Here is a 13,737-nt window from a genome sequence, read left to right on the forward strand (position 1 = left end):
TTCGGCCGTCAAGGGTTTTTTGTGGCCTGCATCACTAGAGCGAATTTGTTACGGAGCCAGCCTGCCAGTCGGATTCGATGGCGCTGATCCAGGCCGGCACTGCTCGAAACGGCAAAGGCCGGCACCCCGCGTTCTGGAGTGCCGGCCGCTGCCGGATCTTAGAAAGGAGCAGGAACCAGCGCCTGGCCTCCCGCCGGAACCGTGTGGCCGGCACCGTCATCGAAGGGACGCTCCCACGTCCGTGCCGGTGTATTCCCCATGCCCGGCAGCCGAGTCAAGGAAAACTACCGTGCACTCCTTCCCCGCCGGGCGAACCCGACGGCAACGGCCAGCAGCAGCACCAGGCCCTTGATTACCTGCTGCCACGCGGCGTCCACGGACAGGATGGACAGGCCCTGGTTCAGCACACCCATCACCAGGCCGCCAATCACCGCACCCACCACGGTGCCCACACCGCCCTGCACCGACGCACCGCCGATAAACACGGCAGCGATCGCATCCAGCTCAAACCCGCCGCCGGCCGAGGCCACGGCACCGCCGGCACGCGCCGTGCTCACCACGGCAGCGAGCCCGGCCAGGAACCCCATGTTCACGAACACCAGGAAGTTCACCCGGCGGGTCTTCACCCCGGACATCATGGCCGCGTGCAGGTTCCCGCCCATGGCGTAGATGTGCCGGCCGAACACGGTCCGGTTCAGCAGGAACGAGTACGCCAGCACCAGCCCGGCAAGGATGATCAGGATAATCGGCGTTCCGCGGTTGTAGGCCAGCAGATAGCAGAGGTACATGATCGCGGCGACGGCCACGGCGTTCTTGAACACGAACGACGCCGTCCGCTCCCGCGGCAGGTCAAGCTTCCGCAGGTCATTGCGGGCCTTCAGCTGCTGCACCACCAGGGCCACGGAGGCGAGCGCCCCGATCCCCAGGGTGAGCAGGTCCGGCGTGCCGGTGGTCGGCAGCGTGCCGGAACCGATCGCGTTGAACGGCCGGGGCAGGCCGCTGATGGTTCCGCCGGTCAGCAGGATCAGCGCGACGCCGCGGAACACCAGCATCCCTGCCAGCGTCACGATGAACGCAGGTATCCCCACGAACGCCACCCAGAATCCCTGCCACGCGCCGATCGCGGCCCCCACGAGCAGGGAAATCACGACGGCGGCCCACCAGGGCAGGCCCCAGCTGTTCATCGCCAGCGCGGCGACGGCCCCCACTGTGGCGACCACCGATCCCACGGACAGGTCGATGTGCCCGGCGATAATCACCATCACCATGCCGATCGCCAGGATCAGCACGTACGCGTTCTGCTGAATGAGGTTGCTGACGTTGCCCGGATACAGCAGCCGGCCCCCGGTGAGGACCTGGAACAACAGCACGATCACCACCAGCGCGGCCAGAATGCCGTACTGCTGCAGGTCGATCCGCATCCGCTTCCGGCCGTTTCCGCCCGCAGGCGGCGGGGCAGGCGTCTTGGCCTGTTCAGGAGTTGTTGTGGTCACGTTCCTTGTGTCCCTTCACTTCCAGCGGATTTCGTTCGGACGGATTCGGCAGCGGCGGATGGTTCAGCCGGCCCGGTTCCGTTCCTGTCGGCGGTCATGTGCCGCATCAGTTCTTCCTGCGTTGCGTCGGCCCGGGGCACCTCTGCGGTGAGCCGGCCTTCGGCGATGGTGTAGATCCGGTCGCACAGCCCGATCAGCTCCGGCAGCTCACTCGAGATAACGACCACGGCCCTCCCCTGCGCGGCCAGCTCGTTGATGATTCCGTAGATCTCGAACTTGGCGCCGACGTCGATGCCCCGGGTGGGTTCGTCCAGGATCAGCACATCAGGTCCCGAGTAGATCCACTTGCTCAGCACCACCTTCTGCTGGTTTCCGCCGGAGAGGTTCGCGACGACGGACGCCACGGTTGGGGTGCGGATGTTCATCTTCTGCCGGTAGTCATCGGCCACGGAGTACTCCCGGTGTTTGTCGATCACGCCCAGCCGTGCCAGCTTCCCCAGCGCTGCGGCGGACACGTTCACCACCACGGAGCCGATCAGGTTCAGCCCGTACCGTTTGCGGTCCTCGCTGACGTACGCGAGTCCGTGCCGGATGGCCTCGTCCACCGACCGGGTCTGGATTTCGGCACCGTCCTTGAATACCCGCCCGGACACCCCGGTCCCCCAGGACCGGCCGAAAATACTCATCGCCAGCTCGGTGCGCCCGGCACCCATCAACCCGGCGAACCCCACGATCTCCCCGGCCCGCACGTGGAAGGACACACTGTCCACCACCACGCGGTCGACGTCGATCGGGTGATGGACCGTCCAGTCCTCCACCCGGAATTTTTCCTCGCCGATGTGGGGTTCCCGGTCCGGGAACTGGCTGTCCAGCGGGCGGCCGACCATGTCCCGGATGATCCGGGTTTCGATCTCATCGCTGTCCTCCACCGGGAAGGACTCGATGGTCTTTCCGTCGCGGATCACCGTGACGGTGTCCGCAATGGCACGGATTTCCTTCAGCTTGTGGGAAATGACAATCGAGGTGATCCCGCCGTCGCGCAGCTGGTCGATCAGCCCCAGGAGGTGGGCTGAGTCGCCGTCGTTCAGTGCCGCCGTCGGCTCATCCAGGATCAGCAGTTTCACTTCCTTTGACAGCGCCTTGGCGATCTCCACGAGCTGCTGCTTCCCGACGCCGAGCTCGAGGATCTTCGTGGCCGGGTTCTCGTCCAGTCCCACGCGTTTGAGCAGGGCGGCGGCCTGGAGGTTGGTCTGGTTCCAGTCGATCACCCCGCCGCGCTGCACCTCGTTGCCGAGGAAGATGTTTTCCGCGATGGACAGGAACGGGCTGAGTGCCAGCTCCTGGTGGATGATCACGATTCCGTCCCGCTCGCTGTCATTGATGGAGTTGTAGCGCACCTCCTTTCCTTCCAGGGAGATGGTGCCCGTGAAGCTGCCGTGCGGGTAGACGCCGCTGAGCACGTTCATCAGCGTGGATTTTCCGGCGCCGTTTTCGCCGCAGATTCCGTGCACTTCTCCGCGCCGGACGGCGACGGATACGCCGTCCAGCGCCCGGACGCCGCTGAATTCCTTCACGATGCCGTCCATTGAGAGGATGACGTCCTGATCGATCATGTGCTGCCTGTTCTTTCCGGAGGACGCGGGGCACGACGTCGCTGGCAAGTGCCGTCGCCGTCGTGCCCCGCGGGGCGGGCTGCCCTAGAGTCCGATGTCGCCTGCCTCCACGAAGCCGGAATCCACCAGCGTCGACTGGACCTGGTCCTTGACCACTACCTGCGGCTCGAGGATGTAGGTGGGCACCACCTTCACCCCGTTGTCATAGGTTTCGGTGTCATTGACGTCCACCTCTTCGCCGTTGACGATCTGCTCGATCATGGTGTCCACCTGCGCACCCAGTTCACGGGTGTCCTTCCAGACGGTCATGGACTGCTGGTCCGCGAGGATCGCCTTGATGTTTGCGACGTCGCCGTCCTGCCCGGTGATCACCGGCCAGTCGGTACCGGGCGTGTAGCCGGCGCTGGACAGCGACTGCTCGATGCCCAGGGCCAGGCTGTCGTTGGGCGACAGCACGACGTCGACCTTGTCCCCGCCGGTATAGAAGGACTGCAGGCGGTTGTCCATTTCCGCCTGCGCATCCGCGGATCCCCAGCCGAGGATGCCGATGGTCGCCCAGTCATCGTTCGAGGCCGGGGACTTGCCGGAGGGAACCACCAGCTGGCCGCTCTCCACATACGGAAGCAGCACGTCCCAGGCGCCGGAGAAGAAGAACTTGGCGTTGTTGTCATCCGGGCTGCCGGCGAACGGTTCAAGGTTGTATGGGCCCTCGCCGTCGGCCAGGCCCAGCTGCTCCTCGATGAACTCGCCCTGGAGCTGGCCCACCTTGTAGTTGTCGAACGTGGCGTAGTAGTCCACGGCGTCGGTCCCGTTGATCAGGCGGTCATAGGCGATCACGGTGACGTCCTGGCTCTTGGCGTCCTCCAGGACCGGACCCAGGGTCTCGCCGTCGATCGCGGCGACCACCAGGATCTTGGCGCCGCCGGCCACCTGGTTCTGGATCTGGGAGATCTGCTGGTCTGTCTTGTCATCGGCGTACTGCAGGTCAACGGTGCAGTCCCGGGCCTCGAGGTTTTCCTTCAGCCCTTCGCCGTCGTTGATCCAGCGTTCCAGGCTGCGGGTGGGCATGGAGATGCCCACATTGCATTCGACGCCGTCGCCGCCTTCACTGTCGCTGTTTGTGGTCCCGGCCGGGGCGCAGGCCGCCATGCCTGCTGCCAGGCCGAACGCCAGGAAGAGGGCCGAAACATTCTTTCTTTTGCTCATGGTCGAACCTTTGAAAAGGATCCTGCCGCCGGCAAGGCACTGCGCGGCGAGACTGCGGGAAACATCCTTGTGACCCGGACGGCTGGATCGAGCGGATACAACGCTGTAGCGCCCTGCCGGTACCCCTACCGACAATTTGTAGGCGAGCACAACATATGCCCGTGACGTGGATCACTGCAAGGGGTTTCCGTAACGTTATTCAACCGCAATGCGGGCATTTGGGGAGGTTTTGCGGGCTGCGGGGTTGCAGTGTTGGGGCGAGAGCGCTCGGTGGGACGGTGGGCGCTGGGGCTGCGGCGGTGAGCCGGTAGGATCCGGCGGCAAGCGTGGGCGGTAGGGGCGAGCGGCGCGGCCGCGGGCGGGAAGGCGGAGCGATGGCACGCGTGGGCTGCCGGCGACGCTGACCCCCTTCGGAGAATCCTTTGTCGCAATAACGCTCTTATCAGAGTCAGGGATTGATCCTCTGCTGCAATAACGTCCCCTTCACCGAGCGAGAGCAGCGTTATCGCGACACAGGATGTTCCGGGCAGCTCCCAAACAGCGTTATCGCCACACACGATGCCCCGGGAAGCTCCCAAACAGCGTTATCGCCACACAGGATGCACCTCCACCCGGTGCAGCACTCGCTCAGCACTCGGCTTGGCTCGAGAAGGCCGCTTGGGACGTTCGTCAAGAGCAAAAAAGACACATTTGGCCCCAAGAACCAGAGACGCAGGGAATCTCCGCCGCAGCGCGGCAGGCTAGCCCGGCCGGCCCCGGGCCACACGACGTAACATCCCCTGACTTCTCCCAGATTCGGGCTCTAGGGTTGGTGCTTCGCTCCGGCCACTACAACCGAAGGAACCGCATGTCACCCGCTGCCACCGCAGAGACCGCCAAGACCCTCGACGCCGCAACCCTGAAGACCCTGCTCGAGGACAACCCGAACCTCACCGTCATCGACGTCCGCAACCCTGCAGAGTTCGAGTCCGCGCACGTCGCCGGCGCCCACAACATTCCCCTTTCCCTGCTCTCCGCCCACACTGTTGAGCTGGCCGCCCGGCTGGAGGACGGCGTCGTGCTGATGTGCCAGTCCGGTGTCCGCGCGAAGCAGGCGCAAGAGCGCCTGGCAGCAGCCGGACTGCAGGGCGGGCAGGTGCTCACCGACAGCGCAGCCGACGTCGAGAAGGCCGGCGGGGCCGTGGTCCGCGGCCGGCAGGTCTGGGACATGGAGCGCCAGGTGCGCTTCGCTGCCGGAAGCCTCGTTGGGCTCGGCCTGCTAGCCGGACGCATCGCGTCGCCGAAATTCCGGGTCCTGGCCGGCGGCATCAGCGGCGGGCTGGTTTTCTCCGCTCTCTCCAACACCTGCGCCATGGGCAAGGCGTTGGCCTACCTGCCCTGGAACCAGGGAGCATCCGAGCCGTCCTGGGAACAGATCCAGGCGGAGCTGGACCGCTAGGTTCGAGCACAAAAGCACCCCTGACCTCCGGCAACGGCCCGCTCCGCCCCAACGGAGCGGGCCGTTCCCAGATTAATCATCTATTTGCGCCGGAAAAATTATTTGCCCCCAAAACCACTCCAGTATCACCAGCACCGTTGCATTCCGGGCACGCAGGGACTAGCTTTGGCTCTGCCAGTCCCCGCGCTGTCAGTCCCCGCTCCGCCAGTCCCCACCCGCCCCCGCCTCACGCCGGTACCTGCTGGGCGTGAACCCCAGCACGTCGCGGAAAACGTCCGTCAGGTGCGCGTGGTCGGCATAGCCCAACTCGGCCGCGACGTCGGCAACGGTCAGGTCCGGATCGGTGCGCAGCCGCTCCGCCGCTTCCTGCAGCCGGTAGCGGCGGATCATCGCCAGCGGCGGCAGCCCCACATGCTTTCGGGCAATCCGCTGCAGGGTGCGCACGGAGACCCCCAGCAGGTCAGCGGCCTGGTCAACGCGCGTCAGGGACGGATTCGCCTCGATCAGTTCCTCGAACCGGTTGGCCAGCTGGCCCTCCGGTGACGGTTGGGGCAGCGTGGCTGCCGCCCAGCCCGACGCCGCCGCAACGGCCGCCGCGCGGCGGGCACCGCCGTCGTCGTCAGCAGGTGCATCCATCGCGGCGGTGACGGCGGTTCGCAGGCCGGGCGCGTCCAGCACCTCATCGGCATCCCGCAGCACACCCGGATCCGCGCAGAGGAACGGAACCGCCGCCGGCCGCAGGAGAATGCCAAACGCCCACCCGGTACCGGCCAGGTCCCGGTAGGACCGCCGCGTTGCGGGTCCGTACAGCCGCACACGGCCCTGTTCCACCACCAGGTTCAGCGCCGGGAAGGGGAGAACTTCCTGCCGGGAGGTCCTGCCCGGCTCAAGGTTCCATTCGGGGATCCAGAACCAGCGGATGCGGTCCGCCAGCGGCGCGGGCGCCGGAACCCGATGAAAAGAAGGCAGCCGGGATGGATACAGCGGGCCGCGCCAGGACTGCGTCATTCATCTCCTCCTGCACATCCCACCCGGGATCGAGAGATGATGCCCGGATGTCGCGAATCGCCAAGACGCCGCGCGGCCCGCGTTCCTAGCCTGATTCAATGACTACAACCCAGAACCGTAACCCGAACCCCGGAGTCACCGGCCGGCACACCACCGATGGTATTCCCCGCGGCCTGACCAGTCTCACACCGTTCATCGCCGTCCCGCGAGCGGCGGAGGCAATCCGTTTCTACCGGGACGTTTTCGGCGCACGGGTGGTGGACGTGACGGAAATGAACGGCGTGACCGTCCACGCTGACCTTGACCTCGGCAGCGGCCATCTCCAGCTCGGCGAACCCAACCCCAACTACGGCTTGGTGAACCCGCCGGAGCCGGACGCGGCCTGCTATTCGCTGGGCTTCTACTGTTCGGACGCGGATACAGTGGTGGCCCGCGCGGAAGCGTCCGGCGCCGTCGTGCGGGAACCGCTGGCCACCTTTGTGTCCGGGGACAGATTCGCCAGCATCCGTGATCCCTTCGGCATCCGCTGGACCATCATGACCCGGGTGGAGGACCTGTCAGAGGAGGAAAGCACAGCACGCGTGGCAGAGTGGGCGGCGCAGCAGGGCTGAGCAGTTCTCAGGCACCGGCGTGGTCCCGCAGCATCCGTTCGATGCTCTCCGCGGACAACGCGTACTGGATGGCCAGCACCCCGGCTCCGCGCATCCCGGCGTCCAGCCCGGACACCGACTGCACAATCCGCAGGTGCTGCGTGGCCAGGGGCATAGTCCGGGAGTAGACGACTTCCCGCACCCCGGCGATGAAGTGCTCACCGGTCAAAGCCATCGACCCGCCGATGACGATGACCGCCGGGTTGATCATGGACAGACAGGCGGAGAGCACTTCCCCCACATCCCGCCCGGACTGGCGGACGGCGTGGGCGGCCTCGTGGTTGCCCTGGTTCACCAGCCGCACCACGTCACGGCCGTCCCGGGCGTCCAGCCCGGCGGCCTGCAGCTTTTCCGCGACGGCGTTGCCGGAGGCCAGCGCCTCGAGGCAGCCGTAGTTCCCGCACCGGCAGAGCTTGTCCCCGCCGCCGCTGACCCGGATGTGGCCGATGTCCCCGGCCACGCCGTCGGCGCCGCGGAGCAGCTCGCCGTTGCAGATGATGCCCGCGCCGATGCCGGTGGCGACCTTCAGGAACACCAGGTCCGCGACGTCGGGCCACGCCGCTTCGCGCTCACCGACTGACATCACGTTCACGTCGTTGTCCACCAGCACGGGGACGCCGAAGTGAGATCCCAGATACCCGGGCACGTCGAAACCGTTCCATCCGGGCATGATCGGCGGGTTGATGGGCCGGCCGGTCCGGTGCTCCACGGGGCCGGGAACCCCGATGCCGACGGCGAGCAGGTCCCGGGAGGTGCGGCCTGCTTCGCCGAGGAGCCGGTCCCCCAGCTTTGCGACGGTATCCAGTACGGCTTCCGGCCCGGCGCTGACCTGCAGTTCCTCGGTGGCGGCAGCGAGCGTGTTTCCGGCGAGGTCGCAGACTCCCAGCCGCAGGTGGGACGCCCCGATGTCCACGCCGAGGACCACCTGGTTGCCGGTGTTCAGGGCGAACCGCGACGACGGACGCCCGCCGGTGGACACCGCATCCTCCACGGGAGCAACCAGGCCAATCTCCATGAGCGCCTCGAGCCGGAGCACGATGGTCGAGCGGGCCACTCCCACAATATCCGCCAGCTCCGACCGGGTGCGCGGCTGCCCGTTCCGGAGCAGCTGGAAGAGTTCACTCGCTCCGGAGACCACGGAGGCATTCCTTATATCGACCACCGGGCAATTCAAGCACAGGAATCGGCGTTACTCTGCAGGGCAAGGTTGCGGCCGGGGCCGGGGAATCTCATATCGCTCCCTTGCGCCGGGTCCCCCGGACCGCGAACCGCTGCTGGAGCAGCACCGCCACCACGATGATGACGCCCTTGGTGACGTTCTGCACCGAGGTGTCCAGGTTGTTCTGGACGAAGACGTTGGTGAGGGTGCTGAAGAGCAGGACGCCCAGGACGGTGCCCACGATCGTTCCCCGGCCGCCCACCAGCAGCGTCCCGCCCACCACGACCGCGGCGATCGCGTCCAGTTCATACAGCGTCCCGTGCGTGGAGGTTCCGGCCGTGGTGCGGCCCATCATCATGATCGCGGCGATGCCTACCGTGATGCCGGAGAGCACGTATAGCCAGACGATGTGCCGCTTGACCTTGATCCCGGCCAGCCGGGTGGCTTCAAGGTTGCCGCCGATCGCCACCGTGCGCCGGCCGAACGTGGTGCGGTTGAGCAGGAACCATCCGGCCGCCGCCACGATCACGAAGATCCAGACCAGCAGCGGAACGCCCAGGAAGTTGGAGCGCAGCACGGAGGTGAAGTCCCGGTTGGTGACAATCTGCGTGCTCCGGCCGGAGATCAGCTCCGCCAGTCCGCGCGCGGCGACCAGCATGGCCAGGGTGGCAATGAACGCCACCACGTTTCCGTAGGCAATGATCACGCCGTTAATCAGCCCGGCGAGGGCACCCACGGCCAGGGCCACCGCCACCATGAGCAGCCAGCTGCTGTTGGTTGCGGCGGCCTGCACCGCGGCGAGGCTGGCCACCACGCTGGCTAGGCCCATCACCGACCCAACGGAGAGGTCGATACCGCCCGCGGTGATGACGAAGGTGACCCCAATGCAGATCACCCCGATGATCGAGGCCAGCCGCAGGATGGTAAGCATGTTGTCCACGCTGAGGAACTGTGAGCCGCCGGTTGCCGCGCCGACGGCGATCAGCAGGCCCAGGGCGATGATCAGGCCGAGGTTGCGGACACCGGATCCTCCCATGAGCTGCCGGACGCCGCGCTGATGGGCGGCAGCGGTAGCTCCCCCGCCTTCGGAGGACGGCTGGAGCGTCGTTGTGTTTTGGTCGCTCACTGGGAGTTTCCTTTCAGGACGAGGTCAAGTACGGAATGCTCATCGATGTCTTTCGCGTCGCTGACGGCCAGCATGCGGCCGGCATCCAGCACCAGCACGCGGTCAGCGAGGCCAATGACTTCTTCGATCTCACTGGAGACCACCACGATCGCAACCCCCTGGGCGGCGAGCTGGCGGATCAGTGCATAGATCTCGGCCTTGGCGCCGACGTCCACTCCGCGGGTAGGTTCATCCAGCAGCAGGATCCGCGTGCCGTGGATCAGCCAGCGTGCCAGCAGGACTTTCTGCTGGTTGCCGCCGGACAGCGTGCGGGCCGGCCGTTCGGTGTCTGCCGGCGTGAGCTGCAGTGCCGCCGTTTGTTCCTGCGCCGCTTTTTTTTCGCCGCGTTCGTTGAGCAGCCCGCGGCGCGCGAAGCGGGCGAACGTGGACAGGGTGGCGTTCTTGTAGATCGGCTCATCCAGGAGCAGGCCCTGGCTTTTGCGCTCCTCCGGCGAAAGCCCGATCCCGGCCCGAATGGCTGCGGCCACCGATCCCGGCTGCAGTTTGCTGCCGTCCACGCTCACGCTGCCGGCGGTGGCCCTGCGGGCACCGTAGATGGTCTCCAGGATTTCCGAGCGGCCGGAACCCACCAGCCCGGCCAGGCCGAGAATTTCCCCGGGCCGCACCGAGAAGCTGATGTCCCGGAAGGATCCGGCCAGTCCCAGCCCGTCTACTTCGAGCAGCGCCTTCCCCTCCGCCACCGGCGCCCGCAGCGGGAACACGTTGGTGGTCTCCCGGCCCGTCATCAGCTTCACCAGCTCCGACCGGGAGACGGACTTGACCGGCAGTGATGACGCGGTGCTTCGCCCGTCCTTGATCACGGACATCCGGTCACCGATCTGGTCGATCTCCTCCAGCCGGTGGGAAATGTAGACCACGGCGATTCCCTGCCCGGTGAGCTGGCGGATGACCCGGAACAGGTTGGCCACCTCACCGGTGTCCAGGATGGCGCTGGGCTCATCCATGATGATCAGTCGTGCGTTGCGGGACAGCGCCCGGGCCATGCTCACGATCTGCTTGCCTGCGGCGGACAAGGTTCCCACCTCCGTGCCCGGGGAAAGGTCTTCGTGGCCCAGCCGCGCCAGCAGCTTGCGTGCCCTGTCCTTCGCATCCCTTACCCGCAGCACCCCGGCTCGGGCGTCCTCGTGCCCCAGGAAGATGTTCTCCGCGACGTTCAGTCCGTCAACCACGTCCAGTTCCTGGTACATGGTGGCGATGCCCAGCTCCAGGGCATCGGTGGGAGCCGTGAGCTGCACCGGCTTCCCCTTCCAGCGGATCTCGCCGCCGTCGGGCTGGTGCACCCCGGAGAGCGCCTTGATCAGTGTGGATTTCCCCGCGCCGTTCTGTCCGAGCACGCAGTGGACTTCTCCGGGCACCACCTCAAGGTTCACACCCTGCAGTGCCCGCACTCCGGCGAAACTCTTGCTCAGGTTGCGGACCTCAAGCAGCGGCTGGAGGCGTTCTGGGACATCGCTGGCCATCGACATGGAACGGAGCTTACACACTTATGTCGATCACTGACAGTATCTTGCAGTTTTTTCGGCGGACTTCTGTTAGTGTGACGGCCATCACGATGAGGCGCAGGGCATGCAAGGTGCCAACAGGCCTCTTGGAGAAGGAACACCGACCGATTAGAGGAGACAACCATGCAGGCACTACGCATGCCGGGCCGGAGGCAGCTCGTAACCACCGCGGCGTTCATCGCCGTTGGCGGACTCGTCCTCACCGGATGTTCAAGCGGCGAAGAATCCAGCAGCGAACCCACCAACAACTCGGTTGAAGGCAACCAGGCCGAGGGCGACACCGTAGTGATCGGCTTCTCCGGTCCGGCTGCAGACCACGGCTGGCTCGGGGCCATCAACTCCGCTGCGCTGGCCGAAGCGGAGAAGTACCCGGATGTTGAACTCCGGGTGGCAGAGGGCACCAATGACGCCAACCTGCAGATCAGCCAGGTGGAGCAGTTCATCAACGAAGGCGTGGACGCCATCGTCCTGCTGCCCACGGACGGTGCGGCCCTGACCTCCGTAGCCACCCAGGCGATGGAAGCGGGGATTCCGGTGATCAACGTGGACCGCGAATTCTCCAGCCCCTTCGCCGCACGCACCACCATCCTGGGTGACAACTACGGCATGGGCGTCAGCGCCGGAACATACATCTGCGAACAGGTTGGAGACGATCCCAACGCCGTCGTCGCCGAAATCGCCGGCATCGACTCCCTGCCGCTGACGCAGGACCGCAGCGCCGGCTTCAAGGACGCACTCGAAGGCTGCGGGCTGGAGGTCAGCAACCGGGTTGCCGCCGACTTCACCGTCCAGGGCGGCGAAGCGGCCACGTCCCAGCTGCTCTCCGCGGCTCCGGAAATCGACGCGCTGTGGAACCACGACGACGATCAGGGGATCGGCGTCCTGGCCGCCATCGATGCAGCGGGCCGCGACGAATTCATCATGGTGGGAGGCGCCGGATCCGCCAACGCGATGCGTGAGATCCAGTCCGGTGAGAGTGTCCTGAAGGCAACCATCATCTACCCCTCCACGCAGGCTGCGGACGGTATCCGCCTGGCCCGCCTGCTGGTCCAGGACAAGGCCATGAGTGACCTGGTGGAGATCGAAGTACCCAACCGCGTGGTCCTCTACGCGCCGGTGGTCACCGGCGAGAACGTGGAGAAGTACCTGCCCACCGCGTTCGAGTCCTAGAGACGTCCAGCAGCGGGGCGTCCCTGCAGGGGCGCTCCGCAGCTGGACCCCGGGAATCATTTCCGCCACGGTTTTCCGCGGCAGCTAGGAGAAAAACATGCACAAACCGCTGAAGATCGCACTGGTGGGACACGGGTTCATGGGTGCGGCGCATTCCCAGGCCTGGCGGGTGGCGCCGCGCTTCTTCGACATTCCACTGCAGCCCGAAATGGCCCTGCTGGTGGGGCGCGACGCCGGCCGGACGGCGGCGGCGGCCGCCAAGTGGGGCTGGGCGGAGACATCCACCGACTGGCGCGAAGCGGTGGAGCGGGAGGACATCGACGTCGTGGACATCGTGACGCCGGGCGCTTCGCATGCCGAGATTGCCATCACCGCCTTGGAGGCGGGTAAGCACGTGCTGTGCGAAAAGCCGCTGGCCAACAACGTTGAGGAAGCAACCGCCATGGCCGACGCCGCCGCGCGTGCCGCACGCAACGGCGTCCAGGCGATGGCTGGGTTCACCTACCGGCGGCTCCCCGCAACCACTCACGCCCGCGATCTGGTGGCAGGCGGGGCGATCGGCGACGTCCGCCAGGTCCGCGCCGCCTACCTGCAGGACTGGCTGGTGGATCCGGAGGCGCCGTTGTCCTGGCGGCTGGAACAGGACAAGGCAGGTTCGGGCGTACTCGGTGACCTGGGTGCCCACATCATCGATCTGGCACAGTACGTCACCGGCCGCCGGCTTACCGAGGTCAGCGGCACGCTGGCAACACTGGTGGACAGCCGCCCTCTGCCGGATTCGTCCGGGGCCGACGGCGGACTGGGCGGCCAGCGCGGCACCGGTACCGCCCGCGGCCCTGTGACGGTGGACGACGTCGCGCTGTTTACCGGCCGCTTCGAGGACGGTGTCCTGGGGACGTTTGAGGCAACGCGGATGGCCACCGGGCGAAAGAACGCGCTGCGCCTGGAAGTCTCCGGCAGCCGCGGGGCAATCAGCTTCGACCTGGAGGACCTGAACTTCCTTGAATTCTGCGACTTCACTGCCCCCGCTGACCGGCAGGGCTTCACCCGGATCATAGTCACCGAACCGGTCCATCCCTACGTTGGTGCGTGGTGGCCCGCGGGGCATTCGCTGGGCTACGAGCACGGCTTTGTCCATCAGGTGAGCGACTTCGTCACTGCCGTGGCCGCCGGGAGCCCGCCGTCGCCGTCGTTCGCTGACGGCCTGCAGGTCCAGGAAGTCCTGGACTCCGTATCCCGCAGCGCCGCCAAATCAAGCATCTGGACTTCAGTGGGAACCACGAGCTAGGTCCCGCCCCCGATTCCTAGGCGA

At 66.4% G+C, this 13,737-nt stretch carries 11 protein-coding genes; 4 read left to right on the top strand and 7 right to left on the bottom strand.

Annotated elements, in window-relative coordinates; genetic code table 11:
- Window positions 1-284: 284 nt before the first annotated feature.
- From mmsB to chvE, 3 genes are all read right to left on the bottom strand, one after another.
- Window positions 285-1,493 (bottom strand): multiple monosaccharide ABC transporter permease, encoded by a 1,209-nt coding sequence (gene mmsB, locus ITX31_RS04215; protein WP_416354776.1) that lies wholly within the window; start codon window positions 1,491-1,493, stop codon window positions 285-287.
- Complete coding sequence (gene mmsA, locus ITX31_RS04220) at window positions 1,490-3,106, bottom strand: multiple monosaccharide ABC transporter ATP-binding protein (protein WP_194782189.1); 1,617 nt, start codon at window positions 3,104-3,106, stop codon at window positions 1,490-1,492. The genes mmsB and mmsA overlap by 4 nt, the downstream gene beginning before the upstream one ends.
- 84 nt (window positions 3,107-3,190) lie before the next feature.
- Window positions 3,191-4,312: a multiple monosaccharide ABC transporter substrate-binding protein gene (chvE, locus tag ITX31_RS04225; RefSeq protein ID WP_194782190.1), complete on the bottom strand. Its 1,122-nt coding sequence runs from the start codon at window positions 4,310-4,312 to the stop codon at window positions 3,191-3,193.
- A gap of 847 nt (window positions 4,313-5,159) precedes the next feature.
- On the opposite strand from chvE, the gene ITX31_RS04230 reads away from it, so the two are divergent.
- Entirely contained in the window at window positions 5,160-5,750 is a 591-nt protein-coding gene (locus ITX31_RS04230) for a rhodanese-like domain-containing protein (RefSeq protein ID WP_194782191.1), read from the top strand.
- A 189-nt stretch (window positions 5,751-5,939) separates the two neighbouring features.
- Here the strand turns inward: ITX31_RS04230 and ITX31_RS04235 are convergent, their stop codons facing one another.
- Window positions 5,940-6,758: an AraC family transcriptional regulator gene (locus ITX31_RS04235; protein WP_194782192.1), complete on the bottom strand. Its 819-nt coding sequence runs from the start codon at window positions 6,756-6,758 to the stop codon at window positions 5,940-5,942.
- Between the two features lie 98 nt (window positions 6,759-6,856).
- On the opposite strand from ITX31_RS04235, the gene ITX31_RS04240 reads away from it, so the two are divergent.
- Entirely contained in the window at window positions 6,857-7,369 is a 513-nt protein-coding gene (locus ITX31_RS04240; RefSeq protein WP_194782193.1) for a VOC family protein, read from the top strand.
- A gap of 7 nt (window positions 7,370-7,376) precedes the next feature.
- On the opposite strand, the gene ITX31_RS04245 is transcribed toward ITX31_RS04240, so the two are convergent.
- The 3 genes from ITX31_RS04245 to ITX31_RS04255 all read right to left on the bottom strand — a co-directional run bounded on the left by ITX31_RS04245 (window position 7,377) and on the right by ITX31_RS04255 (window position 11,219).
- Window positions 7,377-8,570, bottom strand: a complete 1,194-nt coding sequence (locus tag ITX31_RS04245; RefSeq protein ID WP_194782194.1) for an ROK family transcriptional regulator — start codon at window positions 8,568-8,570, stop codon at window positions 7,377-7,379.
- A gap of 67 nt (window positions 8,571-8,637) precedes the next feature.
- The gene (locus ITX31_RS04250) at window positions 8,638-9,693 is read right to left on the bottom strand and encodes an ABC transporter permease (protein WP_416354777.1); all 1,056 of its coding nucleotides are present in this window, start codon (window positions 9,691-9,693) and stop codon (window positions 8,638-8,640) included.
- On the bottom strand, window positions 9,690-11,219 hold the full coding sequence (locus tag ITX31_RS04255; RefSeq protein WP_228528947.1) for a sugar ABC transporter ATP-binding protein: 1,530 nt from the start codon (window positions 11,217-11,219) through the stop codon (window positions 9,690-9,692). The genes ITX31_RS04250 and ITX31_RS04255 overlap by 4 nt, the downstream gene beginning before the upstream one ends.
- Before the next feature lie 159 nt (window positions 11,220-11,378).
- On the opposite strand from ITX31_RS04255, the gene ITX31_RS04260 reads away from it, so the two are divergent.
- Window positions 11,379-12,425 carry a substrate-binding domain-containing protein gene (locus ITX31_RS04260; protein ID WP_194782195.1) on the top strand — a complete coding sequence of 349 codons (1,047 nt, stop codon included), beginning with the start codon at window positions 11,379-11,381 and terminating at the stop codon, window positions 12,423-12,425.
- Window positions 12,426-12,522: 97 nt separating this feature from the next.
- Window positions 12,523-13,713, top strand: a complete 1,191-nt coding sequence (locus tag ITX31_RS04265) for a Gfo/Idh/MocA family protein (protein WP_194782196.1) — start codon at window positions 12,523-12,525, stop codon at window positions 13,711-13,713.
- The last annotated feature ends 24 nt before the right edge of the window (window positions 13,714-13,737 follow it).

Origin of the sequence: Arthrobacter gandavensis (genome assembly GCF_015355785.1) — a bacterium.
GTDB lineage: Bacteria > Actinomycetota > Actinomycetes > Actinomycetales > Micrococcaceae > Arthrobacter_B > Arthrobacter_B gandavensis_A.